This is a genomic window from Streptomyces sp. NPDC051322 (assembly GCF_040689485.1).
Lineage (GTDB): Bacteria > Actinomycetota > Actinomycetes > Streptomycetales > Streptomycetaceae > Streptomyces.
This window is the reverse complement of the sequence record NZ_JBFBAK010000001.1, coordinates 401,011-427,830: the sequence shown is the minus strand read 5'-3', so window position 1 is coordinate 427,830 and position 26,820 is coordinate 401,011. Positions and strand designations below refer to the sequence as shown.

20 protein-coding genes and 1 pseudogene are annotated in these 26,820 nt (G+C 70.7%); 5 read left to right on the top strand and 16 right to left on the bottom strand.

The genetic code is table 11. The annotated features are described in order from the left end of the window. Positions 1-4: 4 nt before the first annotated feature. Positions 5-754, bottom strand: a complete 750-nt coding sequence (locus AB0436_RS01950; protein ID WP_366465679.1) for a TetR/AcrR family transcriptional regulator — start codon at positions 752-754, stop codon at positions 5-7. A 338-nt stretch (positions 755-1,092) separates the two neighbouring features. On the opposite strand from AB0436_RS01950, the gene AB0436_RS01945 reads away from it, so the two are divergent. Next, positions 1,093-2,424, top strand: a complete 1,332-nt coding sequence (locus tag AB0436_RS01945; protein ID WP_366465678.1) for an MFS transporter — start codon at positions 1,093-1,095, stop codon at positions 2,422-2,424. A gap of 141 nt (positions 2,425-2,565) precedes the next feature. On the opposite strand, the gene AB0436_RS01940 is transcribed toward AB0436_RS01945, so the two are convergent. From AB0436_RS01940 to AB0436_RS01925, 4 genes are all read right to left on the bottom strand, one after another. Further along, positions 2,566-3,444, bottom strand: a complete 879-nt coding sequence (locus tag AB0436_RS01940) for a GNAT family N-acetyltransferase (RefSeq protein ID WP_366465677.1) — start codon at positions 3,442-3,444, stop codon at positions 2,566-2,568. Positions 3,445-3,759: 315 nt separating this feature from the next. Beyond that, positions 3,760-7,113, bottom strand: a complete 3,354-nt coding sequence (locus tag AB0436_RS01935) for a GH92 family glycosyl hydrolase (protein ID WP_366465676.1) — start codon at positions 7,111-7,113, stop codon at positions 3,760-3,762. A gap of 198 nt (positions 7,114-7,311) precedes the next feature. Beyond that, a complete protein-coding gene (locus AB0436_RS01930) occupies positions 7,312-9,246 on the bottom strand; it encodes a hypothetical protein (protein ID WP_366466119.1) in 1,935 nt (644 codons plus the stop codon). A 92-nt stretch (positions 9,247-9,338) separates the two neighbouring features. Then, positions 9,339-12,467 (bottom strand): alpha-N-acetylglucosaminidase, encoded by a 3,129-nt coding sequence (locus AB0436_RS01925; RefSeq protein ID WP_366465675.1) that lies wholly within the window; start codon positions 12,465-12,467, stop codon positions 9,339-9,341. Between the two features lie 156 nt (positions 12,468-12,623). Here AB0436_RS01925 and AB0436_RS01920 point away from each other — a divergent pair, with 156 nt between their 5' ends. Next, entirely contained in the window at positions 12,624-13,073 is a 450-nt protein-coding gene (locus AB0436_RS01920) for a hypothetical protein (RefSeq protein ID WP_366465674.1), read from the top strand. A gap of 38 nt (positions 13,074-13,111) precedes the next feature. Here AB0436_RS01920 and AB0436_RS01915 read toward each other — a convergent pair whose 3' ends face one another. Together AB0436_RS01915 and AB0436_RS01910 are read right to left on the bottom strand one after the other, a co-directional pair. Beyond that, a complete protein-coding gene (locus AB0436_RS01915; protein ID WP_366465672.1) occupies positions 13,112-14,602 on the bottom strand; it encodes a DUF1996 domain-containing protein in 1,491 nt (496 codons plus the stop codon). 90 nt (positions 14,603-14,692) lie between these two features. Beyond that, positions 14,693-15,517 carry a helix-turn-helix domain-containing protein gene (locus AB0436_RS01910; protein ID WP_366465671.1) on the bottom strand — a complete coding sequence of 275 codons (825 nt, stop codon included), beginning with the start codon at positions 15,515-15,517 and terminating at the stop codon, positions 14,693-14,695. 251 nt (positions 15,518-15,768) lie between these two features. On the opposite strand from AB0436_RS01910, the gene AB0436_RS01905 reads away from it, so the two are divergent. Next, positions 15,769-17,805: a putative Ig domain-containing protein gene (locus tag AB0436_RS01905; RefSeq protein WP_366465670.1), complete on the top strand. Its 2,037-nt coding sequence runs from the start codon at positions 15,769-15,771 to the stop codon at positions 17,803-17,805. 90 nt (positions 17,806-17,895) lie between these two features. Here the strand turns inward: AB0436_RS01905 and AB0436_RS01900 are convergent, their stop codons facing one another. The 3 genes from AB0436_RS01900 to AB0436_RS01890 all read right to left on the bottom strand — a co-directional run bounded on the left by AB0436_RS01900 (position 17,896) and on the right by AB0436_RS01890 (position 20,457). Further along, positions 17,896-18,543: a response regulator transcription factor gene (locus AB0436_RS01900; RefSeq protein ID WP_366465669.1), complete on the bottom strand. Its 648-nt coding sequence runs from the start codon at positions 18,541-18,543 to the stop codon at positions 17,896-17,898. Continuing rightward, positions 18,507-19,799 (bottom strand): histidine kinase, encoded by a 1,293-nt coding sequence (locus AB0436_RS01895; protein WP_366465668.1) that lies wholly within the window; start codon positions 19,797-19,799, stop codon positions 18,507-18,509. Before AB0436_RS01895 ends, AB0436_RS01900 begins: the two co-directional genes overlap by 37 nt. A 127-nt stretch (positions 19,800-19,926) precedes the next feature. Then, complete coding sequence (locus tag AB0436_RS01890; protein ID WP_366465667.1) at positions 19,927-20,457, bottom strand: winged helix-turn-helix domain-containing protein; 531 nt, start codon at positions 20,455-20,457, stop codon at positions 19,927-19,929. A gap of 303 nt (positions 20,458-20,760) precedes the next feature. Here AB0436_RS01890 and AB0436_RS01885 point away from each other — a divergent pair. Next, a pseudogene (locus AB0436_RS01885) lies at positions 20,761-21,685 on the top strand (Gfo/Idh/MocA family oxidoreductase). Between the two features lie 42 nt (positions 21,686-21,727). Here the strand turns inward: AB0436_RS01885 and AB0436_RS01880 are convergent. Next, positions 21,728-22,087: an arsenate reductase family protein gene (locus AB0436_RS01880; protein ID WP_366465666.1), complete on the bottom strand. Its 360-nt coding sequence runs from the start codon at positions 22,085-22,087 to the stop codon at positions 21,728-21,730. A gap of 120 nt (positions 22,088-22,207) precedes the next feature. On the opposite strand from AB0436_RS01880, the gene AB0436_RS01875 reads away from it, so the two are divergent. Continuing rightward, positions 22,208-22,465, top strand: a complete 258-nt coding sequence (locus AB0436_RS01875) for a hypothetical protein (RefSeq protein ID WP_366465665.1) — start codon at positions 22,208-22,210, stop codon at positions 22,463-22,465. Between the two features lie 34 nt (positions 22,466-22,499). Here the strand turns inward: AB0436_RS01875 and AB0436_RS01870 are convergent, their stop codons facing one another. From AB0436_RS01870 to AB0436_RS01850, 5 genes are all read right to left on the bottom strand, one after another. Further along, complete coding sequence (locus tag AB0436_RS01870; protein WP_366465664.1) at positions 22,500-23,342, bottom strand: YhjD/YihY/BrkB family envelope integrity protein; 843 nt, start codon at positions 23,340-23,342, stop codon at positions 22,500-22,502. Between the two features lie 70 nt (positions 23,343-23,412). Continuing rightward, positions 23,413-24,228 (bottom strand): putative protein N(5)-glutamine methyltransferase, encoded by an 816-nt coding sequence (locus AB0436_RS01865; RefSeq protein WP_366465663.1) that lies wholly within the window; start codon positions 24,226-24,228, stop codon positions 23,413-23,415. A 190-nt stretch (positions 24,229-24,418) separates the two neighbouring features. Then, positions 24,419-25,285: a DNA-formamidopyrimidine glycosylase family protein gene (locus tag AB0436_RS01860; protein WP_366465662.1), complete on the bottom strand. Its 867-nt coding sequence runs from the start codon at positions 25,283-25,285 to the stop codon at positions 24,419-24,421. A gap of 28 nt (positions 25,286-25,313) precedes the next feature. Beyond that, positions 25,314-25,682, bottom strand: coding sequence for a nuclear transport factor 2 family protein (locus AB0436_RS01855; RefSeq protein ID WP_366465660.1), 369 nt, complete (start codon positions 25,680-25,682; stop codon positions 25,314-25,316). A gap of 177 nt (positions 25,683-25,859) precedes the next feature. Next, positions 25,860-26,780 (bottom strand): glycosyl hydrolase family 18 protein, encoded by a 921-nt coding sequence (locus AB0436_RS01850; RefSeq protein ID WP_366465659.1) that lies wholly within the window; start codon positions 26,778-26,780, stop codon positions 25,860-25,862. Between the last annotated feature and the right edge of the window lie 40 nt (positions 26,781-26,820).

Here is a 26,820-nt window from a genome sequence, read left to right as displayed (position 1 = left end):
GGTCTCAGCCGCCCCGCTGGGCGGGAACCACCGTCGTGGGAATCGTCGGCGCGGGAACCACCGGCGTCGGCGCCAGCGCGAGGAGCCGCCGCGCCAGATCGCCGAACGGCCCGTCCGGCGGCTCCTCGCGCAGCACGCGCCGCACCACATCGGCCATCTCGTCGTCGTACGCCGCACTCACCGCGGCCAGCGCCGCGAAATCGTTCACCAACTGCTTTTCCAGCTCGGCCCGTGGAATGCCGCGCCCGTCCAGCCAGATCAACGCCGTCGACTCGGCCAGCGACACCCACGACCGCACCACCAACCGCAGCCGCTCGGGCGGCTCCTGAACCTCCAGATGAGCCAGGATCTGCACGCAGGCGGCGTTCCTGACCTCCTCGATCATCGCGTTGGTCGCGGTGGACCCCACCGCGGGACCACCCCGCATCAGCGCCGAGAAACCCGCCCCGTGCTCATCGACGAAGTCGAAGTACCGCTTCATCACCCGCAGCAGCCGCGCCCCCAAAGGCCCTTCGCGCGGTTCGACGAACCGCGCGGCCAGCTCATCGGCGGCCCGGCGCAGCGCCGCCTCGTACAGATGCTGCTTGCCGGGGAAGTAGTGATACACCAGCGGCCGCGAAATGCCCGCGGCGGCGGCTATCTCGTCGATCGACACCTCATCGGGGGCCCGGTGCCCGAACAGTTCCAGCGCGACGCCGATCAGTTGCTGCCTGCGCTCCTCGACACCCATCCTGCGGCGCACCCCGGTCGTCATACGAACAGGGTACCGAGTGGGCCTGTTCGTATGCCCGCCGGTGGACGAGCGAGTTGACCCTCCCCTTACGTCAGGCTGGAGGCTGTGGCCGTACGAAAGGCAGGCGCATGGGTTACTCCGTAGGGCGGGCGGCGGCGTTCGCGTGCGATGGGTGCAGTACGCACAGGAAACGTCCCTCTGGTTCCATTGCCGACAGGGTGCTGCCGCAGATGGTTGTCACCATCCAGCGCTGAACCAGCGCCGCTTGACATCCTCATCGGCAAGCCGCCACGCAGGCGGTGTTCCCGGCCTCCTCGGTCGTCTTCCCAACGGACGACGGGCCCCGACACAATGTGGCGATGATGCTGATCAATCGCGACTACCGCAGGTTATGGGCCGGCCAGTTGGTGTCGCAGTCCGGTGACTTCGTCTTCAGTACGACGTTGTCGCTCTGGATCGGCACGGTGTTGCTGAAAGACACGGCCTACGCCCCGGCCGGTGTCTCCGCACTCGTCGTGGTCGTCGCCGTCGGTACGCTGACCGTCGGGCCGCTCGCGGGGGTGTTCGTCGACCGGTGGGACCGCCGGCGCACCATGCTCGTGGCGGACCTCGTACGAGCGGCGCTCATCGCGGTGCTGGCCGTGGTGGCGTTCCTGCCCGACGGGACCGTGCCGAAGACCGGCCTCCTCGTAGCGGCATACTCGACGGTGCTGCTGGCCACGTGTGCCGCTCAGTTCTTCAACCCGGCCCGGTTCGCCCTCATCGGCGATGTGGTGAGCTCGGAGAACCGGGCCAGGGCCGCCGGTATCGGCCAGGCCACCCAGGCCATCGCCACCATCGCCGGGCCGCCACTGGCAGCGCCCCTGCTGTTCACCATCGGTGTGCAGTGGGCGCTGTTGCTCAACTCCCTCTCCTTCCTGGCCTCCTTCGCCGCCGTACGCGCCGTGCGCCCGCCTGCCCGGCCCGTGACGGCCGCCGCCCCTGCGGCCAAGTCCGGGCTTGCCGGTTTCGTTGCGGAGTTGACCGCTGGACTACGGCTCGTGGTGGCCAGCCGCACGGTCACCGCGCTGATCGCGACGGTCGTCCTGGTCACCATCGGCGCCGACGCACTCAACTCGCTCAACGTGTTCTTCGTGTCCGACAACCTCCATGCGGCCTCCCGCTGGTACGGGACGCTGGAGATGGCGCTGGGTTTCGGCCTGATAGCCGGTGCGCTGCTGGCCACCCGGCTGGCGGGCCGGATCGGTGCGCGGCGTGTCTTCTCCCTGGGGCTGCTGCTGACCGGGGCGGGCCTGGTGTTCTACTCAAGGCTTGATGCGCTGGGGCCCGCGCTCGTCACGCTGGCCGTGGTCGGCCTGCCGCTGGCAGCGGTCAACACCGCCCTTACCCCGGTGCTGTTGGCGGAGGTTCCGTCCTCCCACCTCGGCCGGGTCATCGCGGTGATCAACCCATGCCAGCAGATCGGCGCGCTGGTCGGCGTATCGCTGGCCGGCTGGCTCGCCAGCAGCCCCATGCGCGACTTCCACGCGAGCCTCGCGGGGCTGCACTTCGGCCGGATCGACACCATCTTCACGTCGGCCGGGCTACTGGTGATCGCCGGAGGGATGTACGCGGCGGTGGCCCTCCGCACCGGAGGCCGGGCCCCGATTGCAGAGCAACCCGGCCCGGCCGTGAGTCGCGGCGCCCTGTGATCATCGGAAGGCCTGCCCCGCGCTGCCGTCGCCGGGCTGGTGCCGAACCGGTTCGGCGGCCGTCTGGCCTTTCTCCCCTTCGGTAACAACCGACGGGCCGGACCAGGTGATGCCCAGGGCCGGCCCGTCGTCCGATGGTCTCTACAGGTCGAGTTGGTACTGGAGAGTCGTGTGTGTGGGCAGGTAGCCGAGGCTGTCGCTGATGTGCCTCATGTGCGTGTTGCTGTCGGCGGTGTCGGTCAGGAGGCCGCCGAGGTCTTGATAGCGCCCGTGGGCTTGTCGGATCGACTCGGCCTTCATCCATCGGCCGAGGTCGTGTCCGCGGTGCTCGGGCAGCACGCCGGTGCCGTAGTGCTGGCCATCACCCGTGCCGCTGCCGGAGACGACGAGTTCTGTGAATCCGGCGATCGAGTCGTCGGTCGTGTCGATGGCGACGACCGTGTGCAGCTGGTCGCCGCGGTCCTGCACGGCCTTCGCCGCGGCCCGGACCCGGTCCACGTCCCAGGTCACGGTGCCGTAGTCGGTGTCTTCCATGGGCATGTCGTCCATGGCGCGGCGTGAGGCAGCGAACGTCTGGGCGAGGTCGTCGGGGACGGTTCCCCGCCATGACGCCAGGCGGTAGCCGGGGTGCGGACGCTCGATGATCTCGGCGAGGGCGGTGGGGTCCACGTCGGCCAGGGGCAAGCGGGCGTACCTCAGGGTGAGCACCTTGCGGAACCCGCGGGCCGACAGGAAGCGGTCGCCGGGCGATCCGGCCTCGGCCTGCGCGGTGACGCAGGATCGGGCGTTGTCCCGGGCGGCGGCCACGACCGTGTCGAGGAGTCGGGAGCCGACGCCCTCGCGGCGCTCCGTGGGATGGACGTGGAGGGTCAATTCGGCCAGGTGCGCCTGTCCGCCATCGAACAGGCGCAGAAAGGCCGTCCCGACGGGGATGGAATCGGCGTCGGACGCCAGCCATGCAAGGCGTCGGCTGTGCGCCCCGTGAGCAGGGTCGGTCAGTGGGGTGATGCGGAGCGACAAGGTGTCTCCGTCGTGAGGAGGTGGCAAAGGTCAGTACGCGGGCTCAACTGCTGGGCACTCCTGCGCATGTGCTCCACACCTCCTCGTCGACAGCACCGGTCCGGAACGAGCTGGACCGCTGGGGGAACGTAGCCGGCCGATCGGTTCCTCGGCAAAGGGTTAACGGAAGACCGGTGCGACCGTGGGGCCACCACCACTCGTTACCACGGACCTGGGGGGCCGCGGGTGCGTGGACCGGGCAGGCATGGAAACGGGCCGCCGCGACCGGAACGGTGTCCCGGTCGCAGCGGCCCGCGGGTCGGTCGATGAGGGGGCTCAGGCGGTGGCCACCGCGAAGATGTGCAGGATGCCGCCGTCCGTGCTGGACGGCAGGGTCACGCTCGCCAGTTGTTTGCCCACCTGGAGGGTGATCGGCGCGGTGGCGAAGACCTCCGTGCCCACCGGGTCGGCGCCGCCGCCCTGGACGTCGCGGTAGGGGGTGTGGACGGCGATCGTGTTGCCGAACGACGGCTGCTGGGAGCCGCCGCCCAGCGTCCAGTCGCTGAAGCCGATGTCGGCCTGTTGCGTCGTGCCGTCGGTGTAGGTCAGCGTCACGGTGCCGGTTGCGTTTCCTTCGGCCGCGCTGCCCAGGAAGCTGAGCTCGGTGGCGTCAGGGGATGAGGGAACGGTCAGGACCTGGGATGCGGTGCCGGCCACCTCGATGTTGTCCGGGGCGCCCGCGGTCACCTTCGGCCAGGTGAAGTCGAAGCCGTTGGCCGAGACCGTACCGCCCGGGGCGGCGCCGGCCGCGGCCAGGGCCTTGGCGGAGTAACTCCAGCCCTCGCCGTCGAAGTTGCCCTGCGGATTGGTGTCATCGGTGGAGATCCCGGTGCTGTTGCGGTTCCACAGCATGCCGTTCTTCGTGGCGACCGTCACCGCGACGGACGTCTTGGGGAGCGTGCTGCCGGTGGAGGACGACAGGGTGATCGGAACGGTGTAGTAGCCCTCCGGGGAGCCGGCTGCCGCCGAGACGGTGAGCGCGGCGCTCGCCGCGCCGCCGCCCGGCACGGTGAAGTCGCCCTCGGTGGGGGTGACCGTGACACCGGCCGGCGGGGCGGCCTTCCAGTGCACGGTGGTCGCCTCGTCCTCGAGTGTCTGCACCTTGACGGTGGTCTTGGCGCCGGTGGCGCCGGGCTCGACCTTCAGCTGCTCGGGGGTGGCGCCGGTGAAGTACTTCAGGCCGCCGCCCGGGAAGGACGGCGGGGCGTCGGCGGCCGCGCTGCCCCAGGAGGTGTTCGGCTTGTCGCCGAGGGTGTAGTCCAGAGTGCCGCCGTGGGTGACGAAGGAGGCGGGAACCCAGGGCTTGTCGGACTTCTTGCCGTTGGTGCGCAGGCTCTGGATGTACGTGTTGTCCGCCGAGGCGGCCGGGGCGTTGACCTTGATGGTCCGACCGTGTCCGGTGTGGATGACGGCGTGCGGGAAGAGCGGCGCGGAGAGCGTCAGATCGGCGCGGCTCGGGTTCTGCGGGTACATGCCCAGCGCCGAGAAGACGTACCAGGACGACATGGTCCCGGCGTCGTCGTTGCCGGGGATGCCGCCGGGGGTGTCGGTCCACAGCTGGTCCATCTCCGCGCGGACGGTCTGCTGTGTCTTGTACGGGGCGCCCAGGTAGTCGTACAGGTAAGGCGTGTTGATGTCGGGCTCGTTGGTCGGGTCGTAGCGGGTGGCGTCCTTGGCGGAGAAGTCGAACTTCCCGTCCGGCGTACGGAAGAAGGCGTCCAGCCGCTTCACCGCCGCGTCCTTGCCGCCCATCGCGCTGGCGAGTCCGGCCACGTCGGAGTACACCATCCAGGTGTAGCGCGCGCTGGTGCCCTCGACGAAGCCGCTGCCGGTGCCCGGGGTGAAGGTGCCGGCCCAGGTGCCGTCGGACTTGCGGTCGCGGATGTAGCCGCCCTGCGGGGTGGCGTTGGCGTCGAAGACGTTGGTCCAGTTGCCCGAACGGTCCAGGAACGCCTTCTGGTTCTTGTGATCGCCGAGGTGAGCGGAGAGTTCGGAGATGCCGTAGTCGGCCGCCGCGTCCTCCAGCGTCTCGGCGGCGCCGCCCCAGCAGTGGCAGCTGTCCGCCGGTACGTAACCGAGGTCCAGGTACTTGTCGAGCGCCGGCCGCTGGCCCACGCACTCGACGTTGCAGCCGGCGCTGTCGGAGTCGTTCGCGGTCGGCACGGTGGCCGCCTTCACCAGGGACTTCAGTGCGCCCTTGGCGTCGAAGTCATGGCCGCCGAAGGCGTAGATACCGGCGAGTGCGACGTCCGACGGGTCGCCGGACATCACGCTGGTCTTGCCGTTCTCCAGCAGCCAGCGGTCCCACTCGCCGCCGCGCTGGCCGGCGTAGTTGTAGAGGGACTGGGCGTAGTCGCTGCCCGCCCGGGGATTGAGCAGCGTCATCAGCTGCACCTGAGCCCGGTACTGATCCCAGCCGGAGAAGGTGCCGTACTGCGCCTTCTGCCCCTTCGCCAGCTTGTGCGGCTTCCGGTCGGCGCCCAGATAGCGGCCGTCGACGTCGCTGGTCAGGGTGGGCTCCAGCATGGAGTGGTAGAGCGCGGTGTAGAAGGTGGAGCGCTGGGCGTCGGTGCCGCCGCTCACGCCGATCTTCTTCAGCTCGCGGTTCCAGGCCTGCGCGGCCTGCGACTTGACCGAGTCGAAGCTCTTGCCGGGGGCGTTCTCGGCGCGCAGGTTGGCCTCGGCGTTCTGCGGGCTGACGTAGGAGACGGCCACCTTCGCCTGGACCTTGCTGGTGCCGTCGGCGAAGGTCACATAGGCGCCGGAGCCCTTGCCCGCCACCGGATTGCCGGACGAGCTGTACCCCGTACCGCCGGTGGCCGATGTGGAGCCGGGCTGCACGCTGCCGTCGGTCCAGGTGCCGACCTTGGCGAACGGTGTGTCGAAGTGCGCGGTGAAGTAGAGCGTGTACAGGTCCTTGCGGTTGTTCGCGCTCTGCGGGCCGCAGAAGTTGCCGGCACTGACCGAACCGGTGACCGTCCGGGCGGCGGCGTCGACCTTGACGGTGGCGTCGGAGCTGCCGCTCTCCGAGTTCGACGTACGGAAGAGCATGCTGGCCGGTTTGTCGGCGGGGAAGCCGAACTGCCCGGAGCCGGTACGGGCGGTGGTGGTGAGCGCGACGGACGCGCCGCTGTCCAGGCCGACCTTGTAGTAGCCGGGCGAGGCTGTCTCGTTGCTGTGCGAGAAGGTGTCGGCGTACTTGGCGTCGGTGGTGTCCGCGGTGGGCGAGGAGTCGACATTGCCGACATACGGCATGATCGGTATGTCACCGTTGGCACCGGAGCACCCGACACCGTTGAGGTGGGTGAGGCTGAAACCGCGGATCTTCGTCGCGTCGTACTGGTAACCGCCCGGCGCGGGCGTGGAGACCTGCTTGCCACGGGAGTTCTGCGGGCTCCAGGCCAGCATCCCGAACGGCTGCACGGCGCCCGGGTAGGTGTTGCCGGCGTTCGCCGATCCGATCAGCGGGTGGACGTAGGACGCCGGATTCTGCACGGCGCCATGAGGGTTGCCATGGGGGAGCGCGGCCGACGCGGGGACGGCGGTGGCCGCCATCCCCAGGGCGGCCATGGCGGTCACTGCGACGGATCCGAGCGCTCTGAGCCCGGTGCGCGGCCGACGGTTGAGCATGTCTGACACCGTTCCTGCCCTTCGGGTGTGACGGACGGTCAACGCGGCGGGAAGCGGTGGGAACAGGACGACCCGACAACGTTGTCAACGACGTGTGGATGCTCTCCCGTGGGCACGGAAGTGTCAAGGATTACGCGAATCCGCGTCCGTCCACCGGACAGCCGCGCCCACCGGACAGCCGCGCCCACCGGACAGCCTTTAGCGCAGGGCGCCGACCTCGGTGCCGTCCGCGAGCCGTCCGTTCAGCTGCGCCTGCGCGCCCTGCTCGGCGGGTACGGCGAGCAGATGGCCTTCTGCGCTGCCGGTCACCCCGCCCGTGGTGGCCAGCGAGGCGAACTGCGGGCTGCCCGCCGCCAGGACGAACCAGTGCCCGCCACGCGACTTCCACAGCACGCCCGCCAGCACCTGCGGCTCGCGGTCCCCGCAGGCGGCCGTGTTCTCCGCGCGGGCCGCCACCGCGCCCGGCATGGCCGCCTTGGCACCGGGCGGCTGGAACTGTGCGAGCACCCGGCTTCCGGTGCCCCGCCAGGTGTCGGCCCGGGTGCACAGCCAGCGCGCCGTGCCGTTGGACTCGGGCAGCTGCTGGGAGGCGAACTGCCAGGAGTTCACGGTGCGCACGCCGTGCGAGCGCACCGTGGGCAGCAGACAGGCGGTGTGCTGCCAGGATGCCCGGTCGGCGGGGGTGGAGACGTCGTGCGGATCGGCGGGCGGACCCGAGGTCAGCCGGGCCGGGGTCAGTTCGCCCAGGTCGGTCAGCATCCGGGTCGCCGTCGAGTCGCGCAGCTCGACGGTCTCCCAGGAGGTGCAGGTACGGGCCAGCGCGGGACTCGGTACCGGGTCCGTGACACCGTCCGCGCTGCGGTGCAGCGCCACCGTCCCGGCCGCCGGGTCGATCAGGTCGCGTACGGCTGCCTTCTGCACCCAGGGAGCCGTCAGGTAGCGGACGTTGCCGTCGGTGCGTCCCAGCACCACGGCGTCCGAACCGGCCTCGTCCGCGTTGTCCACCCGGGCGAAGTCCAGCGCCGGGTCCCCGTGGCCCTTCTTCGGCTCGGCATACCGCACCACCCGCAAGCCGTCGTAGAGCAGCACCACGGAAGCCTGGTCGACGGTGCCCGCGTACAGCAGTTGGGCGGCGCCCATCGGCGGTCCTGCCGGGGTCCCCGGGGTGGTGGAGACCTGTACGGATTCGCCGGGCCTGGCCCAGACGGCGAGGGCGCGGCGCAGGAGCGCCGAGTCGTGGGCGCGGTTGCCGCGGGCCGGCCATACGGAGAAGTCGGTGCGGGCCGAGGTCTTCCAGTCGGCCGGCGCGACCCGCAGCAGCTTGTCGGGTTTCAGCGCCTGCTCGGCGGCGGCGTTCAGGGTGTACGGCGGTGCGGCGGCCCCGTCGGCGCCCCAGCCGCCGTCCGGCAGGGCCAGCAGCGTGCCGCAGACCAGTGCCGCGACCGTCGCGGCCAGTGCCGCCCGGCCCCGCCAGCGGCGTCGGACCAGGTCGGTGGGCCTGGCCAGCAGCGAGCAGGGGTCGAACTCGGCGGATTCCAGCAGTTCGTACTGGGCGAGCGCGGTGTCCGCCTCGTCGAGCGCCGCTTCGGGGTCGTCGACCCGTGCGTCGTCGAGCACCCGCAGGATCGTCGGATCGTCGAGCTGCTCCAGGCCACGCAGCACATAGGCGGCGCGGGCCGGACCGGAGAGAGCGGCGAGCCGCTGGTCCAGGGCGAGTTCGTCGGCGCCACCGCAGTGCGGGTAGAGCTGCAGCCCCCATACCTGGGGCAGCAGCGGCGGCAGCTGTCCGCGCCGGGGCCGGCCCGCCCACCGGCGCGGCCGCGCGGCCGCCAGGGCCGCCCTGAGCACCCGGCCGCGCACATAGGCGTACCCGTCGTCGCAGCTGTCGCCCCGGCGCGGCGACGGCAGGGTGTCCTCCTCGGCCCGGCGTCCGGTCGGCAGCGAACGCTGCGCCAGCGCGTGCGCGGTCAGCACCCTGCGGTGGCGGCCGAGCGCGGGCGGCAGGACGAGATACGCCAGCCGGACGAACCGGGGGTAGTGCTCGACGAGCGCGGCCTCGGCCTGCTCGGCATCGACGGGGGCGGTTTCCGGCACCGGGCTCGGGGCGACATCCTGTGGCTGCACGCTCAGCAGAACGAGCGAGCCGGTGGATGGTCACCGCCCGGCGGGTACGGGGTCGGGTACGAGGCGGCGAAGCTGCCGCCCCGTACCCCTCTGGCGCGTGCTCAGTTCACCGTCCACCCGCTGAATTCCACCGTGCCGCGCAGGCCGCTGCCGCCGTTGGTCGCGCTCATGAAGATCCCCACGTCCTGGGCGTCCGCGCTGCCCGGCACGGTCACCGTGGCCACCGTCCGCCAGCTCGCACCCCCGTCCGTCGAGCAGGCGCCGGTGCAGGCCCCGCCGGTCCGGGTGAGCCGCAGCAGGACCGGTGCCTTGATCCCGGTGATGCGCTTGTAGGTGTCCAGCGTCCCGTCGCCGTTGGTGTCGTACGACAGCACCACGCCCTGGCCGGGGGTCACCGCCAGATCGAGGAAACCGGGCGCGCCGGGGGCGGCCAGGCTGTTGCGGACGACGAGACCGGCCCTGGCCCAGCTGCCGGTGTTCTCCTGCGAGTCCACCCGCACGGTCACCGTCGTGCCGTCCACCATCGCCCCGGCCCGGAAGGCGGTGCCGAACTCGGTGGTGCCCTTCCAGAGATCCTGGCCGCCGCCGTTGATCGCCAGCCGGTCGCCGAGCTGCCCGAACACCGCCTCGTTTCCGGTGTAGGTGCGCCAGGCGGCGTCCAGCGGGGCCGCCACGTACACCGCGCTCCGCCGGGTGACGCCCACCCGGTCCTCGCCGCGCGGCCCGAACCGGGTGAGCAGCGCGTACGGCATCGGGCGCAGCGGGACGGCGAGCGGTTCGGCGGGTGCGGTGACCTCCCAGGAGACCGAGCCGGTGCGGCCGGGGCCGACGCTGCTGAGGAAGGTGTCACCCTGCGCGGTGGCGTCGAGGCCGGTCAGCGTGAAGTCGACCCGGCCGGTGGAGCGCAGCCCGTTGAGGTTGCGGAAGGTCGCGATGACCTTGCCCTTGCTGCCGGGGGCGAAGGCGACCGGCTCGGCCGAGACGGACGCGGTGCCCTGGTACGGGGCGGTGGCGAGGGTGTCGTACACCTCCTGTGCGGTGCGCTGCGCGTCACCGGTCGGCCGTACCGGATAGGGGTCGGTCCGCCGGGTCCACGCCTCCTCGGACGGGTACCAGTCGAAGGACTTGGCGGCCCGGCCCTCGGCGAGTGCGGCCGTCAATTCGTCCAAATAAGCCCGCCACTGCGGTACGTGCACATCACACATCAGCCCGTGCCAGTCACGGTTGGCGTAGTTGCTGAGGTCGTCGGCGGCCGTGCGGTCCCCCCAGGTGGTGATCAGGGTCCGGGCCGTCCACTCCAGCTGTACCGCCTCGTCGGGGCTGGTCCCGAAGCTCCTGGCCTCCTCGAGCCAGGGGCCGAGCAGAAACGCCCGGTGGCAGCCGGCCATGGCGTCGGTGAGCCGCATCAGTTTCAGCCAGAGCGCGGCCAGCGCCCGGAAGGTGTCCAGGTCCTTGTCGGTGTAGGCGGCGTGCAGCTGCGGAAGCAGCATTCGGGCGCGGTCGGCCAGTGCCTGCCGGGCCAGATCGGTGAGGTCGTAGCGGTAGGCGTCGGAGTCGCGCAGCGGTCGCCGTACGTCGAGCAGGGAGGCGAAGGCCTCGTCGAAGCCGGCCGTGTCGAAGGCGAAGCGGACGGAGGCGGTGAGGCTCGGCCGGCGTGAGAAGGGCGAATCGACCGGTCGGCCGTCGGTGCTGGTCAGCTGGTACGCGGTGGTGGCCAGCGCGGCGAAGGCCGCCTGGGCGGCCGGGTCGTCCTTGCCGTAGCGGACCCCGGCGTACCGGGTGAACCAGGCGGGCCGGTCGATCTTCTCGTCGCGCCAGGCGAGCTCGCTGAACAGCTCGAAGGCCGCGGGGTCGCGCTCGGCGGCCTCCGGCATGTACGCGGTGCCGACCAGGGCGCTGCCCGGCTTGTCGCGCCAGGCGGTGAACTTCTCCGTCCAGCGGTCGGTGTCGGCGCCGATCGTGGTGCGGCCGCCGAAGTTGGGGATCGTGCCGAAGGCGTACGGAGCCCTGCCCCAGTCCTGCTCCCGGTCGGTGACGTTGTCGAGGTCGGAAAGACCGTCGACGATCAGCATCCGCCGGGTGTCGACGGCCTGGAGCAACTCGCGGCGCGGGTTGGCCTGCCAGCCGAGGATCACCCAGGTGGCGCCGGGACGTGCGGTCTGCAGGGACTTCTCCACGGCGCGCGCGGCGTCCGAGACCGGTACGTCACCCGGAGTGCCGCCCTCGTGGAGCAGGTCCATCTTGAAGTGCGCGGCGTCACCGAAGAGTTCCGCCTGGTGCCGGTAGAAGGCGGCGGCGACCTGGCCGAACACCTCGGTCCGCGGGTCGAGCCAGTCGGGGCGCCGCAGTCCGTTCCAGGTGCCCTGCGGGACGACCCGGGCACCCGGATTGCGGTCGGGGAAGCCGTCCGGAACGGTGCCGAAGTAGCCGGGGAGGACCGGGTGCATACCGAGGTCGCGGAGCCGGTCGGCAATCCGGCGGCCGAGTGCCGCACGGCGGTCGATGAGCTCGGGGGAGAGCGGGCCGCCGTAACCGCTCATGTTCTGCAGCAGCCACCACGGCTGGTGGGAGGGCGCGGGCAGCCAGCTGCGGGCCTCCGCGTCGGAGTAGCCGAAGTCCTGCAGCAGCCGGTGGTAGACGGCTTCCTGGCCGGTGGTGATGAGGGCTTCGTTGCAGCCGTGCAGGGCGAGGACGTCGATCGTCCGCTCCCAGTGGTCCCAGTCGGCGTACGGAGCGTTGTACCCGTCGTTGGTGTCGTTGAAGGCGAAGCGGTGCGGCACGGTCGCCGACTGCTGGACGGCCCGGCTCGGTGCGGGCAGCCGGTGCGGCAGGTCCAGCTGTGAGCTGTTCCAGGAGATGTGCGCCTGACAGACGTACTTCAGATACCAGTTCACGCCGGTCAGCGCCGCTGCGGGGCCGGTGGCGGCGACTTCGATGCGGCCGGTCGAACCGGTGACGCGGAACCGTTCGCGGCCGGTGAGCGCGGTGAGCCGGAACTGGTCGGCGTGCTGGGGCAGCAGCCTCCGCAGGGCCGCCCGGGCGGGGCCGGTGTCGAGGTCGGTGCCGGCAGCTCCGGTGGCTCCCCCCGACCCGGCCGGGCCGGCGGTCCCGACGGTTCCGGCGGCGAAGGCGGGAGCGGGGACGCCGAGCGCCGCTCCGCATCCGATCAACCCGGCGGTGCTCAGCAGCGTACGTCTCGACAGCAGCGTACGCCTCGACAGCTCCGACATCTGCGCTCCTAATGTTGCTCGTGATGCTCGTGCGACAACAGGTGCATGCGCAGCGCAGGTTAATGAGGAGGCAGGGCCGGAGCAATGGGGCCTGATCAGTCTGACGGGGTAGGCGGTTCGCCTGCGAAAGCGCTCCGGAGACGGCACGATGGGCGGATGCGTACCCGAGCCGCCGTGGCGGTCGCCGCCCTGAGCCTGGTGGCCGGCTGCTCGACCGCCCACCCCGCCGCACCCTCCCACGGAGCGCCCGCGGCGCCGAAGACGGCGACCGGCAGCCTGGAACAGCTGGCGGCGAAGGCGCGGTGCACACCGGACATCCAGACGGAAGCCCGCGAGCTGCGCCAGGCCAACTGCGCCACCGGACAGGGACGCTACGTCCTGCTGACCTTCGCCACCGACCGTGGCCAGCGCGAATGGCTCAACTCGGCCGAGGACTACGGCGGTACCTATCTGCTCGGCCGCAGGTGGGTCGCGGTCGGCGACACCGGGGTGGTCGCAGCGCTGCGCGGCCGGCTCGGTGGGACGGTGGAAGCCGGCTCGCAGCACCACCAGGGGAGTAGTGGCAGCGGGGGGAGCGAGGGGCATTCCGGTCATCACACGAGCTGACCGCGCAGGTCCGGGGGCCGTTCTTCAGTCGGCCTTTCTCAGGTGCAGGTGCGCCCGTTGTTGATGCAGGACACCACCCGTCGCATCAGCCGGTCGCTGAAGACGTTGATGAAGTCGCCGTGGTCGGTGATCGGCTTGTGCAGTTGCTCGGGGAACGAGTCGACGGCGAAGCCGGGGCCGGGCGGAACGTCGTACACGAGGCGCTCGACGAGTTGCGGGATGGCCTCGAAGCCGTTCGGACAGGCTCCGTTCTCGTCCGCGAGCGCCGTATGGGTGCGGTGATTGGCGCTGTCGATGTCGCGGCCGTCCCAGCAGTTCGGGAAGTGGAAACTCCGTACCACCTTGCTGCCGGCCGGGCAGATGGGGTACTTGTCGCTGAGCTGGCGGTTCTCGAATCCGGTGCAGGACCAGGAAGCGCCGGCATTGGCGTCGCCATTGGTGAACGCCTTGGCGTCGCCGGTGATGATCCGCAGGAAGCGCGGCATCGCGGTGACCTTGCTGACCGGACTTCCCTGCCAGGTGATGTCGACCTCGGCCGGTGTCTGAATCTTCCCGATATTCTGGTCCTTTCCGCCGCCGTCCTCGTTCACGTCCTTCTCGTCCTGACCGTTCTGCAGCCGGAGGACGGGCCAGTAGTAGGTGGATTTGTCGCCCTGGTTCTTGCAGCTGGTCCGGCCATCGGCCAGTATTTCATCGGTCGAAAAGGCATCGGTGGCCTGATTCCCGACATAATCGTGCGTGTGGTGCGCACCATTGCTCACCCCGGGCGCGACAATGACATTGGCCGGATTGAATTTCCCGTTCTGGTTGCGTCCGCAGTCGGAGGTGAAGACTCCGGTGGAGCCGGAGCTGAGCCGGCGTGGCGTGCGGGTGTTGGGCTGTACGGAGGTGATGTCGACGAAGTCCGACGCCTCGGGACCGTTGCCCTGCTGGGCCTGGCCACCGCCTTGATCGCCGCCCTGGCCGTCACCCTGGTCGCCCTGTCCCTGTCCCTGATAGCCGCCCTGGCCGCCGGCCTGGTCACCGCTCGGCGTCCCGTCGCTGCGCATCGTGCACGGGGCCAGCGATTCGAGGCCCTGCGGTTTCGCGGCGTGGCGGCCGATCGCGATGGCTATCCGGTCGATGGCTGCGAAGCGCTTGTCCTTGAGCGGATTCAGAATGGCGTTCTGTGCGAAGTTCGGATCGCGGGCGATCCGGTCCTTCGAGTCCGCAAGTCTTTTGTACGCCTCGGTGATCCGGCTGTCGATCCCGGCCAGTTCGCGGTCCACCTCCTGCCGTGCCGCATTCGGCACGTCCGGCAGCTGGTTCGACACGTCCGGGCAGACGATGGTGGACATCTGCTGAGCGGCGTTCCGGCTCTGCTGCCCCTGCTGCCCGTATGTCTGTTGCGCGTCGGGGCCCCGGTGGCTCTCTCCGGCCGATGCGTAGACGTTGACCGCGAGGAGACCGCCACCGCCCAGTATCAGCGCGGCCGATGCGACCAGCATACGGTTCGTCAGCGTGGAGCGTTTTCTTGATATGCGTCCCATGGAACTCCTCAGGCTTCGTATCCGGGTATGGGGGTTCCCGGCCGGGGAATTGAAGCGCGACGTTCCATACGGGCGCGGCGGGCGGTCCGTTCAGCTCTCCCGCGCATTCGCGTGCGGCAGTGCGGCGGCCCGATCCCACACCGTCAGGAAAGCGAGGCGCAGACAGGCGGCGAGCGCCGGATGCTCGATGAAGAGCGACGTCGTGGCGCCGGTGCCCGCGACCGGGTCCGGCATGTCGCACAGCACCAGCGAAGCGTCGGCTATCACGAGTTTGATCGGCAGCTCATCGGTGAATCGGGCCACCTCGCCGGCCTCGCCGAAGCGTTTGACGTTCTCCAACATCTCCTCGTCGGCCAGTGCGTCATAGGTGTACACGGCCTGGACGGTGCCCCGGGCGCGGCTGATCCGCCGGGCCGCCTTGAGGCCGGAGACGTTGGCTGCCGGTGTGACGAAGGGCGGCGTGCAGAAGCTGAGCAGTTCGCCGGTCGCCTGGTCCTGGATGTCGGCATAGCGCTCGGCGGTCTGCCGGGGGTCGCGCAACACCTCGATGTAGTCGAGCGGGTCGGTGTGTGCGCGGCCGTCGGACCAGAGCGGCAGCAGAGTCGCGGCCAGTCCGGCGGAGACCCGCTCCAACTGCTCGAGAGACTCCCGCCGACGGTTCATCAGCCTGGCCAGCGCGAGCTCGGGCGCCACGGCGGTGAAGGTGGCCACCCGGCCGCGGTGGGCGACGGCCAGTTGGGCGCGGACCAGGGCATCCAGCACGTCGTAGATCCGCTGCCTGGGTACCTCTGCCTCCCGCGCCACCTGCGCCGCGGTGTACGAATCGCGCCGGACCAGGGCGAGGTAGACGCGCGACTCGTAGCGCGACAGGCCGAGTTCGACGAGGGCGCTGACCGACTCTTCCTCCGACTCCATGGCGGCCACCGTATACGCGCTGCCGGAGCGGGGAGCCGGTCGTGATCCAGCCCATTTCCGGGGCAAGCCTTTACCTCCGGTATGCCGCAAGGCAGTTGTCGGTGTGTGAGCGCGTCGCTACCTTCATCTCTGCCACCACTCAACGGGGTGGCATCCTACGAGGCATCTTGTCATGCACTCACCACACCCCTTGGCAAGGCGCCTCCGATCGCCCCGTCCGGGCGAATCGACCCCCCATGGAGGGCAGTTCCTTGTACTCGAAGAGACCCTTCGGCCTGACAAGGCTGACCGGCAGCGCCGGAACCGTGCTGCTGTCGGCCGCGGCGCTGATAACCGGCGGCCTGATAGCCGTCGCTCCGACCGCAGCCGCCCAGTCCGTCGGTGCCACCACCGCGCACGTCGCCACCACGCAGTCCGGCTCCGCGCAGTCCGGCACCGCCGCCGTCAAACGGCTCTGCGCCGAGCCCAGCAAGCCCGGCCGGATGGCCTGCCTCGCGCTGGCGCGTACGGACGTGAAGCAGCACCTCGGAATCACCGCCAACGTCGCTCCTTCCGGCTACGGGCCCACGGATCTGCACAGCGCCTATGCCCTGCCCTCGAACGCCGGTTCCGGTGCGACTGTGGCGATCGTCGACGCCCAGGACGACCCCAACGCCGAATCCGACCTGGCCACCTACCGCTCCCAGTACGGGCTTACCGCCTGCACCACGGCCAACGGCTGTTTCAAGAAGGTCGACCAGAACGGCGGGACCAACTACCCGACCGCCGACTCCGGTTGGGCCGGTGAGATCTCGCTCGACGTCGACATGGTCAGCGCTGTCTGCCCGCAGTGCCACATACTGCTGGTGGAGGCCGACACCGCCAGCATGGACGACCTCGGCACGGCGGTGAACCGCGCCGTCAGCATGGGTGCCAAGTACGTCTCCAACAGCTACGGCGGCAGCGAGGACTCCACCGACACCAGCTCGGACTCCACCTACTTCAACCACCCCGGCGTGGCCATCACCGTCAGCTCCGGTGACAGCGGCTACGGCGTCGAGTACCCCGCAGCCTCCCAGTACGTGACCTCCGTCGGCGGCACCTCGCTCAGCAGCTCGAGCAACGCCCGCGGCTGGACCGAGTCGGTCTGGGGCTCCAGCTCCGGCGGCGACGGCGCGGGCTCCGGCTGCTCCGCCTACGACCCCAAGCCGTCCTGGCAGCACGACACCGGCTGCTCGAAGCGGACCGTCGCCGACGTGTCCGCGGTGGCCGACCCGGCCACCGGGCTTGCCGTGTACGACAGTTACCAGGCCAGCGGCTGGAACGTGTACGGCGGCACCAGCGCCTCGTCACCGATCATCGCCGGCGTGTACGCCCTCGCGGGCACCCCGTCGGCGAACACCGTGCCCGCCTCCTACCCGTACGCCCACACCTCCGCGCTCAACGACGTCACCTCCGGCGCCAACGGCAGCTGCGGCAGCTACCTCTGCAAGGCAGCATCGGGCTACGACGGCCCGACCGGCCTCGGCACCCCGAACGGCACCGCGGCTTTCACCGGCGGCACCAGCACCGGTAACACCGTGTCCGTCACCAACCCCGGCAACCAGAGCACCAAGGTGAACACCTCGGTCTCCCTGCAGATCAAGGCCACCGACTCGGACACCTCCAAGTCGCTGACCTACAGCGCCACCGGTCTCCCGGCCGGCCTGTCGATCAACGCGTCGACCGGCCTCATCACCGGCACCCCGACGGCGACCGGCACCTCCTCGGTCACCGTCACCGCCAAGGACTCCACCAACGCGTCCGGCAGCACGTCCTTCAGCTGGACCGTCTCCACGTCGGGCGGCGGTGGCTGCACCGCGGCCCAACTGCTCGGCAACGCCGGCTTCGAGACCGGCAGCGCCGCTCCCTGGTCCGCCAGCTCCGGCGTGATCGACAACAGCTCCGGTGAGCCCGCGCACTCCGGCAGCTGGAAGGCCTGGCTGGACGGCTACGGCAGCACCCACACCGACACGGTCTCCCAGTCGGTGAGCGTACCGGCCGGCTGCCACGCCACCCTGAGCTACTACCTGCACATCGACACCGACGAGACAACCGGCTCCACCGCCTACGACACGCTGAAGGTGACGGCCGGTTCGACGACCGTGGCCAGCTACTCCAACCTCAACAAGAACAGCGGCTACGCCCTGAAGTCCATCGACCTCTCCTCGTTCGCCGGGCAGACGGTCACCATCAAGTTCACCGGCGCCGAGGACGTGTCCCTCGGGACGTCTTTCGTCATCGACGACACCGCCCTGAACATCAGCTGAGCCGCACGTCAGCTGATCCGCGCCACCGTACGAACGGGGGGCCCGGAGTCCACGACTCCGGGCCCCCCGCGCCCGTTGCCGGCTGTGGTTTCAGCCCCGGTCCAGATAGGCGAGTACGGCGAGCACCCGACGGTTGTCGTCGTCCGAGACCGGCAGGCTCAGCTTGGCGAAGATGTTCGAGGTGTGCTTGGCCACCGCCCGTTCGGTGACGACGAGTTGGCCCGCGATCGCCGCGTTGGAACGGCCCTGCGCCATCAGCTCCATGACCTCCAGCTCACGCGGCGTCAGACTGGCCACCGGCTTGTCCTGCGCGCGCCGCGACAGCAACTGCTGGATCACCTGCGGGTCCATCGCGGTGCCGCCCGCGGCGACCCGGCGTACCGCGTCGATGAACTGGTCCGCGTCGAACACCCGGTCCTTCAGCAGATAGCCGATACCGCCGGTGCCGTCGGCCAGCAACTCGCGCGCGTACAGCTGCTCCACATGCTGGGAGAGCACCAGTACGGGCAGCCCCGGCCTCGCACGGCGGGCGGCCAGAGCGCACTGCAGACCCTCGTCGGTGTGCGACGGCGGAAGCCGGACGTCGACGACGGCGACGTCCGGTGCCGACTCGGCCAGGGCCCTGGTCAGTTCGGGTCCGGTCTCGACGGCGGCGGCGATCTCGAAGTCGTACGCCTCCAGCATCCGGACCAGGCCGTCCCTCAGGAGGAAGAGGTCTTCGGCGAGGACAACGCGCACGGAATCTCCATCGTCACCATGGTCGGACCGCCGACCGGGCTGCTGACGGCCAGTATGCCGTCGAATGTACCCAGCCGGCGTTCGATTCCGCTCAGGCCGGAGCCGGCACCGACCGCCGCACCGCCGCGCCCGTCGTCGGTGACCGACAACCGCAGGGTGGTGTCCGCGTGGTGGATGTCGACCCAGACGCGCCCCGCGCCGGCGTGCTTCACCGCATTGGTGAGGGACTCGCTGACCGCGAAGTACGCGGCCGACTCGACCGGGGCGTCGACCCGGCCGGCCATCTCCACCGACACCTCGCACGGCACCGGCAGCCGCAGCGCCAGCGCACGCACGGCGTCGCCGAGACCGCGTTCCGCCAGGACCGGCGGATGGATGCCGCGCACCAGGTCCCGCAGTTCGGCCAGTGCCTCCGCCGAGGACTCGCGCGCCATCGACAGCATCTTCCTGGCCTGGGCGGGGTCCTTCTCGATCAGCGCCTCGATGGTGGACAGGTTCATCCCCATCGCGACCAGCCTGGCCTGCGCACCGTCGTGCAGATCCCGCTCGATCCGGCGCAGTTCGGCGGCCGAGGTGTCGACGGCGTCGTGCCGGGTGACGGTGAGCCGGTCGATGCGCTCACCCAACTCGGCCTCCCGGGTGGGAGCCAGCGCAGTCGCGGTGAGCCTGAAATGCACCGAGACCAGGGGGCGGCCGAACCGCAGACCGAGCGCGATCAGGACACAACCGAGCAGCGCCGCGAGTCCTGCCGTGAACGAGCTGGTGACATGCACGAATCCGTACCAGAGGCCTCCCCCGCCGGCCTCGTCGATCGGCCGCCACAGGCCCGTCAGCAGCAGAATGCCGAAGAGCCCGTGCAGAAACAGCCCCGGTGGCACCAGGGCGGTGACGGCGCCGGCCGTCATGTCGACCAGCATCCACCGGATGTCCCGCCAGGTCGCCGGGTCCTTGACCATGATCGTGCAGCGCTCGACCTGACCGGTGACGCCTTTCCGCGCGTCCTTGGGGAAGGGCCGGTACGGCACCGGAACAGGCAGGCCGCCCCACCGTGCCGCGAGCGACCTGCGCTGATTGGCGTGCGCCCGCACCAGCGTCAGTACGGCAGGGGTGCTGAAGACACCGACGCCGATCGGGATCAGCGCGATCGAGACCGCGGTCAGTGTGAAGAGCGTGATCGATCCGATGAGGGAGATCAGCGCCAGCGTCAAGCCCTGCACGGCTGCCAGTGCGCCGTCGCGCGCCTTCGTCACATTCATGGTGGGGGTCCCTCTCGTCCTCGCCGGACGGCTGCCGGTCGCCATCAGTCTCGCCGGAGCCGCCCGCCGGGTCATGGGGGCCGGCACCCCAGTGGAGGGTGTAGCCGGCAACACCACGGGGCGCGTGTCAGGGGGCGTACTTGTACCCGACGCGGCGCACCGTCCGGATGGCGTGCCGGTGTTCGGCGCCCAGCTTGCGGCGCAGCCTGGCGACATGGACATCGACGGTCCTGCCGTCGCCCACATGCCCGTAACCCCACACCGTGGTCACCAACTGGTCGCGGCTGTGCACCCGGTGCGGGTGGGCGACCAGATGCGCGAGCAGCTCGAACTCGAGATACGTCAGGTCGAGCGGCCGCCCGTCCACGGTGGCGGTGCGCTGCGCACTGTCGATCCGCACCGGCTCGCCGGCCGGGGCCTCGGCGGCGGGCGGCGCCACCGGCCCGGCGTCGGCCGGTACCAGTACGAGGTAGCCGATCATCGGCGGCCGGCCGGGCAGGCTGGGCACGGTGTGCTGGGGTGCGGGCAGCCAGGTCGCACCGGGCCGCAGCAGATCGGCGACCTGGACCACCTCGTCGGGGTCCACGGCGCGGAGCCCGTGGCGGTGAAGGGGGAGGGGCGCGGTGGTAGCGGCGGAGAGGGAACGAATGTCAGCCATGAGAGGTCAGCTTTCGCGCGGAGGTCGTCGAGGGACGTACGTCGTGCGCGCCGGCCGAAGACCTGCGGAGAGGTGTTAGAGGGCCGGCGCCTGCGTCGCGCGGCAACACACCCGGTCGAAGTCATGGTGCTGACGGGACGGCCAGAACGGCTCGAGGTCGCAGCGACCCGCCGAGGTGTTCCGATAGCTGTCCACGCCCCCATTGAAGCAGATCCGGCCGGGCAGCAGGAGTGGCTTCTCAGCACGTGGGCAACTCATTCCGGGCGCGGTTTCCGCATGCCATGATGGCGGACACTGGCGACCATGACGAACCCACCCGCGAGTACGCCGTCCGCCGCGCCACTCCGTATCGGGCTGCTCGGCACCGGCCCGTGGGCGCGGGCCACGCACGCCCCTGCGCTCGCCGCCCACCCCGGGGTCGAACTCAGCGGAGTGTGGGGCAGACGCCCGGAGGCGGCGGCCGAATTGGCTGCCGCACACGCCACGACCGCGTACGAGGAGGTGGACGCCCTCTTCTCGGCGAGTGACGCGGTCGCGGTCGCCCTGCCACCGGACATTCAGGCCCCGCTCGCGGCCCGGGCGGCCGCCGCGGGATGCCACCTGCTGCTCGACAAGCCGGTCGCCACGACGGTCGACGGCGCTCGCGCGGTCGTCGAAGCGGCCGAGCGGTCCGGTGTCGCCTCGGTGATGTTCTGCACCCTGCGCTTCGCCCCCGACGTGGCCGACTGGATCAGCGAACAGGCCGCGGTGCGGGGCTGGTTCGTCGGGCGTGCGCAATGGCTCGGGGCGCTTTTCTCGACCGGCGCGGACAGCCCGTACGCCGCTTCCCCGTGGCGCAAGGACAAGGGCAGCCTCTGGGATGTCGGTCCGCACGCGCTCTCCGTACTGCTGCCGGTGCTCGGTGACGCCGCCGAAGTGACGGCAGCCGGTGGCCCCCGGCGACACCGTCCACCTCGTGCTGCGGCACGCATCCGGCGCCTCCAGCTCCGTCACGCTCAGTCTGAGCGCGCCGGTCGAGGCCGCAGGCGTCCAGCTGGAGTTGCGCGGCGACCAGGGCGTGGCGACTCTGCCGCCGGGCGGCGGTGGCTCCCTGGTTCCCTTCGCGGCGGCGGTGGATGCCCTGCTCGACGCGGTACGGACCGGGGTGCCGCACCCCTGCGACGCACGGTTCGGGCTGCGGCTCACCGAAATCCTGGCGGCGGCGGAGGGGCAGTTGCACCGCAACTGACGGGTACGGGTCGCGGCGGCCCGGCCATGGCCGCAGGGGGGATCAGCGCCCGATCGCCTCCCGTACGGCTTCCTCCGAGCGGCCCACCACGGCCGTGCCGTCGTCCGCCGTGATGATCGGCCGCTGGATCAACATCGGGTGGCCGGCCAGCGCCTCGATCCACCGGCCGCGCGCCGCGTCGTCGCGCGGCCAGTCCGTCAGCCCGAGTTCCTTCGCCTCCGCCTCCTGTGTCCGGGTGATGTCCCAGGGTTCGAGCCCGAGCCTGCCGAGCACCGCCCGGATCTCGTCCTCACTCGGGACGTCCTCCAGGTAGCGGCGGACGGTGTACGAGGCGCCTTCGGCGTCCAGCAGGTCCACCGCGCTGCGGCACTTGGAACACGCGGGATTGATCCAGATCTCCATGGGTACCAAGGTACGCCAGAGGTCTGCCGGATCCCCTCTGGCCAGGGGCTTTTGTCAGTGCCGGGCAGTAAAATAGGGGTAGTTCGTGAGGGTCCCACCACCAGCGCCTGGAGGTCGCCGATGGCCGTCGCCACGTTCCCGACGGAGCCCCTTCTCAAGAAGCCACTGCCCGCAGGAAAGCCACGCGACTGGTACGTCTCGCACAACCGCAGGCTGAAGGCGATGCGGCTGGCGATCGCCCTGCTCGACTCGGGTGTCTACCAGCCGACGCAGGCACCGAACCGGAAGATACGCACCACTGCGGCCCGTATCGGAATCCACCCGCCGTCCGACGCGACCTGCCGGATGGTCCGCTTCCTGATCCGCTACGGGCGCTGACCGCCGGACACCGGTGCAGCCCCGCCTCGTATCCCTACCGTTCTGCTCGCCCGGTGGTTGCCCGCATCCGCAGCCACCGGGCGACCGGTTCCTCCCGTGCCAGGACATAGCCCAGCGCGATGCCCACCGTGACGCAGGTGAACAGGGCGATCAGCCAGGAGAAGGTCGTGAACACCGCGCCCAGCGGGCCGAATCGATCGACACTCCGCTGCAGCGTGCGCGGTACATAGAGCCGCGAGCCCCAGGTCAGCCCCACCACCGCCACCGCGGTGAGCGCCGCACCCGGCAGCAGGGGCAGCCAGGGCACCCGGCCGCCCAGCAGCAGCCACTGGGTCCACCACCACAGCAACAGGCTGACCACCAGGGACAGCGGCACACCGACCCACGGTCCGGCGACCGGACCGGTATGCAGCGCACCCTGGGCGAGCAGCGCGACCAGCCACACCACCAGCCACACCACCCAGCGCCAGGCGATCAACCGCAGCCCGGCGGCCGGTACATGCCAGGAACGCTCGCAGACCCGCTGCAACGCCCGGCTGCACGCGGTCGCCGAGAGCACCGTCACCAGGGCCCCCACGATCCCCGAGGCGTCCTTCGTGTGCCCGTCATCGGCGCTCAGCACCCGCTGCACCTCGTCGAGCGAGTTGCCGCTGAGCCCCATCACCGCATGCAGCGAGCTGACGAGTTGGTCGCGGACGTACTGCGGTGCGAAGGCGCCGATGACGAAGAGCACCGGAACCGCGGAGAGAAATGCCTGGGCGGCCAGCCGGGTCGCCGAGTCGAAGATGTTGACCGCCGCGAGCTGGCCGACCACCCGGCCGACCAACGGAGTCCGGCGGTGGAAAGCCCGCACAGCGGAGGTGAATGGCTCAGGCATGCCGTCCACCCTGCTGTCCGCTCCGCGGATCGACCGCGCGGACGCGCGCGGCATTGGGCTGATCCGCCCCTCAACCGGCCGGAACCGCGGGCCTGGTGCCGATGACCACCGTGGCGTACCACTCCTCGGACCTGGCGACCCGGGGGACCAGGCCGGCGGCTGCCACGGTGGCGACGGCCGTCCCGGTCTGGCGCTCGCTCGTTTCGAACAGCAGGTGTCCGCCCGGTGCCAGCCATCGCGGCGCCGCCGTGGTCACCCGCCGCACGATGTCGAGGCCGTCCGCACCACCGTCGAGCGCCACCCGCGCCTCGTGCACTCGGGCCTCGGCGGGCAGCAGGCCGATCTCCTCGGTGGGTACGTAGGGCGCGTTGGCCAGCAGGATGTCGATACGGCCGCGCAGGGCGGCCGGCAGTGGGTCGTAGAGGTCGCCCTCGTACACCCGGCCGCCCACGGTGCCGACGTTGCGGCGGGCGCACCGCACGGCGGCCGGGTCGACATCGGCGGCGTGCAACTCCGCCGTCTCGCCCAGGGCGTGGACGAGGGCGGTGCCCAGCGCACCGGAGCCGCAGCACAGGTCGGCCACCACCGCCCGGGGCGGGGCGAGAGCGGCGGCCTGTTCGACGAGGTACTCGGTGCGGCGGCGCGGTACGAAGACCCCGGGGTCCACGGCGATCCGCAGCCCGCGGAACTCCGCCCAGCCCAGGACGTGTTCCAGCGGCAGGCCGAGCACCCGCCGGTCGACCATGGCGGCGAGCTCGGCCGTGTCGCCTGCCGCGGCGAGCAACAACTCGGCCTCGTCCTCGGCGTATACGCAGCCGGCGGCGCGCAGCCTGGTGATGACCGCGGAGCGGGAAAGGGAGGGTACGGGTGAAGGTGAGACCGACATGTGAGCCTTTCGGGATGCCTTGCGGGGCTCCCTCGCTCACCTGGGTCGGACGGACCGTACGGCAGTGAGGGGGAGCACCCGACCTGATGCAGCGGTGATGGGTCTCACCTCCTCGGTAGCGTCCACGGGAGTGGGGTCTGCTTTTCGGACGTCGCCACAGTACAGCAGCCGGCACCGCCCGTCCGGTCCGCTATTTCAGCAGGCGCGACATCCGCCGGTCCGCGAGGGGCTTCCCGCCGGTCTGGCAGGTGGGGCAGTACTGCAGCGCCGAATCGCTGAAGGACACCTCACGGATCGTGTCGCCGCAGACCGGACACGGCTCGCCCTTGCGCCCGTGCACCCGCAGCCCGCTCTTCTTCTCCGCCTTGAGGTTCCGCGCCGGCAGCCCGCGAGCGCGTTCCACGGCTTCGGTGAGCGTCGTACCGATCACCAGGTGGAGCCGGACGATCTCCTCCTCGGAGAGGTTGGCGGCCGGCTTGAACGGTGACATCCGGGCCGCGTGCAGGATCTCGTCCGAGTACGCGTTGCCGATGCCGGCGATCACCGACTGGTCGCGGAGGATGCCCTTGATCTGGCGGCGTTCACCGGCCAGCAGTTCGGTGAAGGCGGCCAGGGTGAAGGACTCGGAGAGCGGATCGGGCCCGAGCCGTGCCACACCGGGCACGTCCCGGGGGTCCCGCACGACGTACACCGCCAGGTGCTTCTGGGTGCCCGCCTCGGTCACGTCGAAGCCCGCGCCTGCCGGCCCGGAGAGCCGGACCCGCAGCGCGAGCGGCCCCTTGCCGGGCCGTGGCGGCACGTCAGGCAGCTTGTCGCTCCAGCGCACCCAGCCCGCCCGGGCGAGGTGCATGACCAGGTGCAGTTCGCCGGCCCGCAGATCGAGGAACTTGCCGTGCCGGGTCACCGCGTCGAACGTCCGGCCTTCCAGCGCGGTGACGGGCGGGTCGTACGTCTTCAGCGCGTGCACCGCGACCGGGTACACCCGGGCGACCTCCCGGCCGACCACCTGATCGGCCAGGAACCCGGTGAGCGACTCGACCTCCGGCAGTTCCGGCATACCGCCAGTGTGCCTCGGAGCGGTCGTCTCAGGCGGCAGGGACGCGGTCCAGGAAGCCGTGCACCGTACGGATGCGGCCGTCGTCGGCCAGGGCGATCACATCGAAGCCGGCGACCGGCGCGGAGCCGTCGGCCGCCGAGACCAGCTCCCAGCCGAAGCGTGCGACGCCGTGGTGGCCGTCGAGCGTACCGGTCTGCCGGAAGGCGAAGCCGGGGAACTGCTCCTTGGCCGCGGCGATCACGGCCGCGATCCCCTCGTGCCCGGAGACATCGGCCAGCGGGTCGGTGTAGCTCCCGTCCTCGCTCCAGGCGGCGGCCACCGCCTTGGCGATGTCCTCGGAGCCCTCGGCGTTCCAAGCGGTGAAGTAACGGGCGACAGCGGTCTCGTGCACGGACATGAGGAATCAGCCTCCTGCGAGGTCGTACGGGCCGGTGGGACCGGAACCCGGAGGAGGTAGGCCCCCGGGTTCCGGATGACTTCAGCCTGCCGTGCGCCCGCGAACGGGTCGATTACGCCGGAGGTAATGGCCCGCCTGCCCCGCCCCCCGATCCGGCGCCGGACCGCCTGGTCCGGTTCAGCCGGCCATCGCCGCCGACATGGTGGCGGCCCACTCCCAGGGCGCCGCCGTGCCGCCCGGGTCCGAATTGAAGTACTCCCACCCGGCGACCCCTCCGAAGTCCGGGTACTCGTCCGAGAGACCGGCGACGGTCGACTTCAGCGTGTCCATCGGGACGTAACCGCTGCCGCAGTTGGCCGCGTTGGTGAGGGTCCCGGCCACCACCTTCGACGGTGGGACGACGCCGTGGTCGATGATGCCCTCATAGCCGCCGGTGTCCTGCAGTGAGCCCCAGCCGCAGTAGAACTGGGCGTTGAACCAGCTGATGGCATCCGCCCGGTCGCGGTAGAGGGCGTCGTAGCCGAAGCCGGACAGATTGCCCCCGCCGTTCAGTGCGGTGGCGACCGGGGCCAGGGTCACCAGGAATCCGGCACCGAAGTCGCTGTGCAGCTGGTCGATGACCCTCTCCACACCGGGGAGCGACATCTGTTCCTCGACGTCGAGGTCGATGCCGTCGAGGTGGTGGGTGGAGATCACGTTCTTCAGCTTCGGGTAGTAGGTGCCGAAGTCGGTGTCGAGCCGCTGGAAGCTGCCGACCGCGGCTCCGCCGACCATGCCCAGGACCCGTACGCCCTGGTCCTGCATGGCGCTCAGGTCGCTCCACATCTGATCGAACTCCGGGTCGTCCGGGGAGGTGTCGTTGAGCGTCACGCTGCCGTCGTCGTTGAGATGGAGGGCACCGGCGATCACATCGGTGACCCCGGTGGCGTGGTCCGTCAGGGCGCGCGGTGAGACATAGCGGCCGTTGTCGAACTGGGTCTGGTAGTAGACGACGACTCGTTTGCCCGTCGCGGCACTGGCCGGTGCGGCGGCAGCCAGCGGCATGGCGAGTCCGACGGCCGAGAGGGTCAGGGCGGTGAGCAGCTTTCGCAGGCGCACGGTGAGCTCCATGTCTGTGGGGGGGACATGGACATGAAAG

Bases quoted from the DNA above. Each gene is read 5' to 3' on its own strand.
- AB0436_RS01925 (WP_366465675.1), bottom strand. From the start codon at position 12,467: ATGTCGGAGCTGTCGAGGCGTACGCTGCTGTCGAGACGTACGCTGCTG.
- AB0436_RS01910 (WP_366465671.1), bottom strand. From the start codon at position 15,517: ATGGAGTCGGAGGAAGAGTCGGTCAGCGCCCTCGTCGAACTCGGCCTG.
- AB0436_RS01915 (WP_366465672.1), bottom strand. From the start codon at position 14,602: ATGGGACGCATATCAAGAAAACGCTCCACGCTGACGAACCGTATGCTG.
- AB0436_RS01890 (WP_366465667.1), bottom strand. From the start codon at position 20,457: ATGGCTGACATTCGTTCCCTCTCCGCCGCTACCACCGCGCCCCTCCCC.
- AB0436_RS01865 (WP_366465663.1), bottom strand. From the start codon at position 24,228: ATGTCGGTCTCACCTTCACCCGTACCCTCCCTTTCCCGCTCCGCGGTC.
- AB0436_RS01860 (WP_366465662.1), bottom strand. From the start codon at position 25,285: ATGCCGGAACTGCCGGAGGTCGAGTCGCTCACCGGGTTCCTGGCCGAT.
- AB0436_RS01945 (WP_366465678.1), top strand. From the start codon at position 1,093: ATGATGCTGATCAATCGCGACTACCGCAGGTTATGGGCCGGCCAGTTG.
- AB0436_RS01895 (WP_366465668.1), bottom strand. From the start codon at position 19,799: ATGAATGTGACGAAGGCGCGCGACGGCGCACTGGCAGCCGTGCAGGGC.
- AB0436_RS01855 (WP_366465660.1), bottom strand. From the start codon at position 25,682: ATGTCCGTGCACGAGACCGCTGTCGCCCGTTACTTCACCGCTTGGAAC.
- AB0436_RS01935 (WP_366465676.1), bottom strand. From the start codon at position 7,113: ATGCTCAACCGTCGGCCGCGCACCGGGCTCAGAGCGCTCGGATCCGTC.
- AB0436_RS01880 (WP_366465666.1), bottom strand. From the start codon at position 22,087: ATGGAGATCTGGATCAATCCCGCGTGTTCCAAGTGCCGCAGCGCGGTG.
- AB0436_RS01870 (WP_366465664.1), bottom strand. From the start codon at position 23,342: ATGCCTGAGCCATTCACCTCCGCTGTGCGGGCTTTCCACCGCCGGACT.
- AB0436_RS01875 (WP_366465665.1), top strand. From the start codon at position 22,208: ATGGCCGTCGCCACGTTCCCGACGGAGCCCCTTCTCAAGAAGCCACTG.
- AB0436_RS01920 (WP_366465674.1), top strand. From the start codon at position 12,624: ATGCGTACCCGAGCCGCCGTGGCGGTCGCCGCCCTGAGCCTGGTGGCC.
- AB0436_RS01950 (WP_366465679.1), bottom strand. From the start codon at position 754: ATGACGACCGGGGTGCGCCGCAGGATGGGTGTCGAGGAGCGCAGGCAG.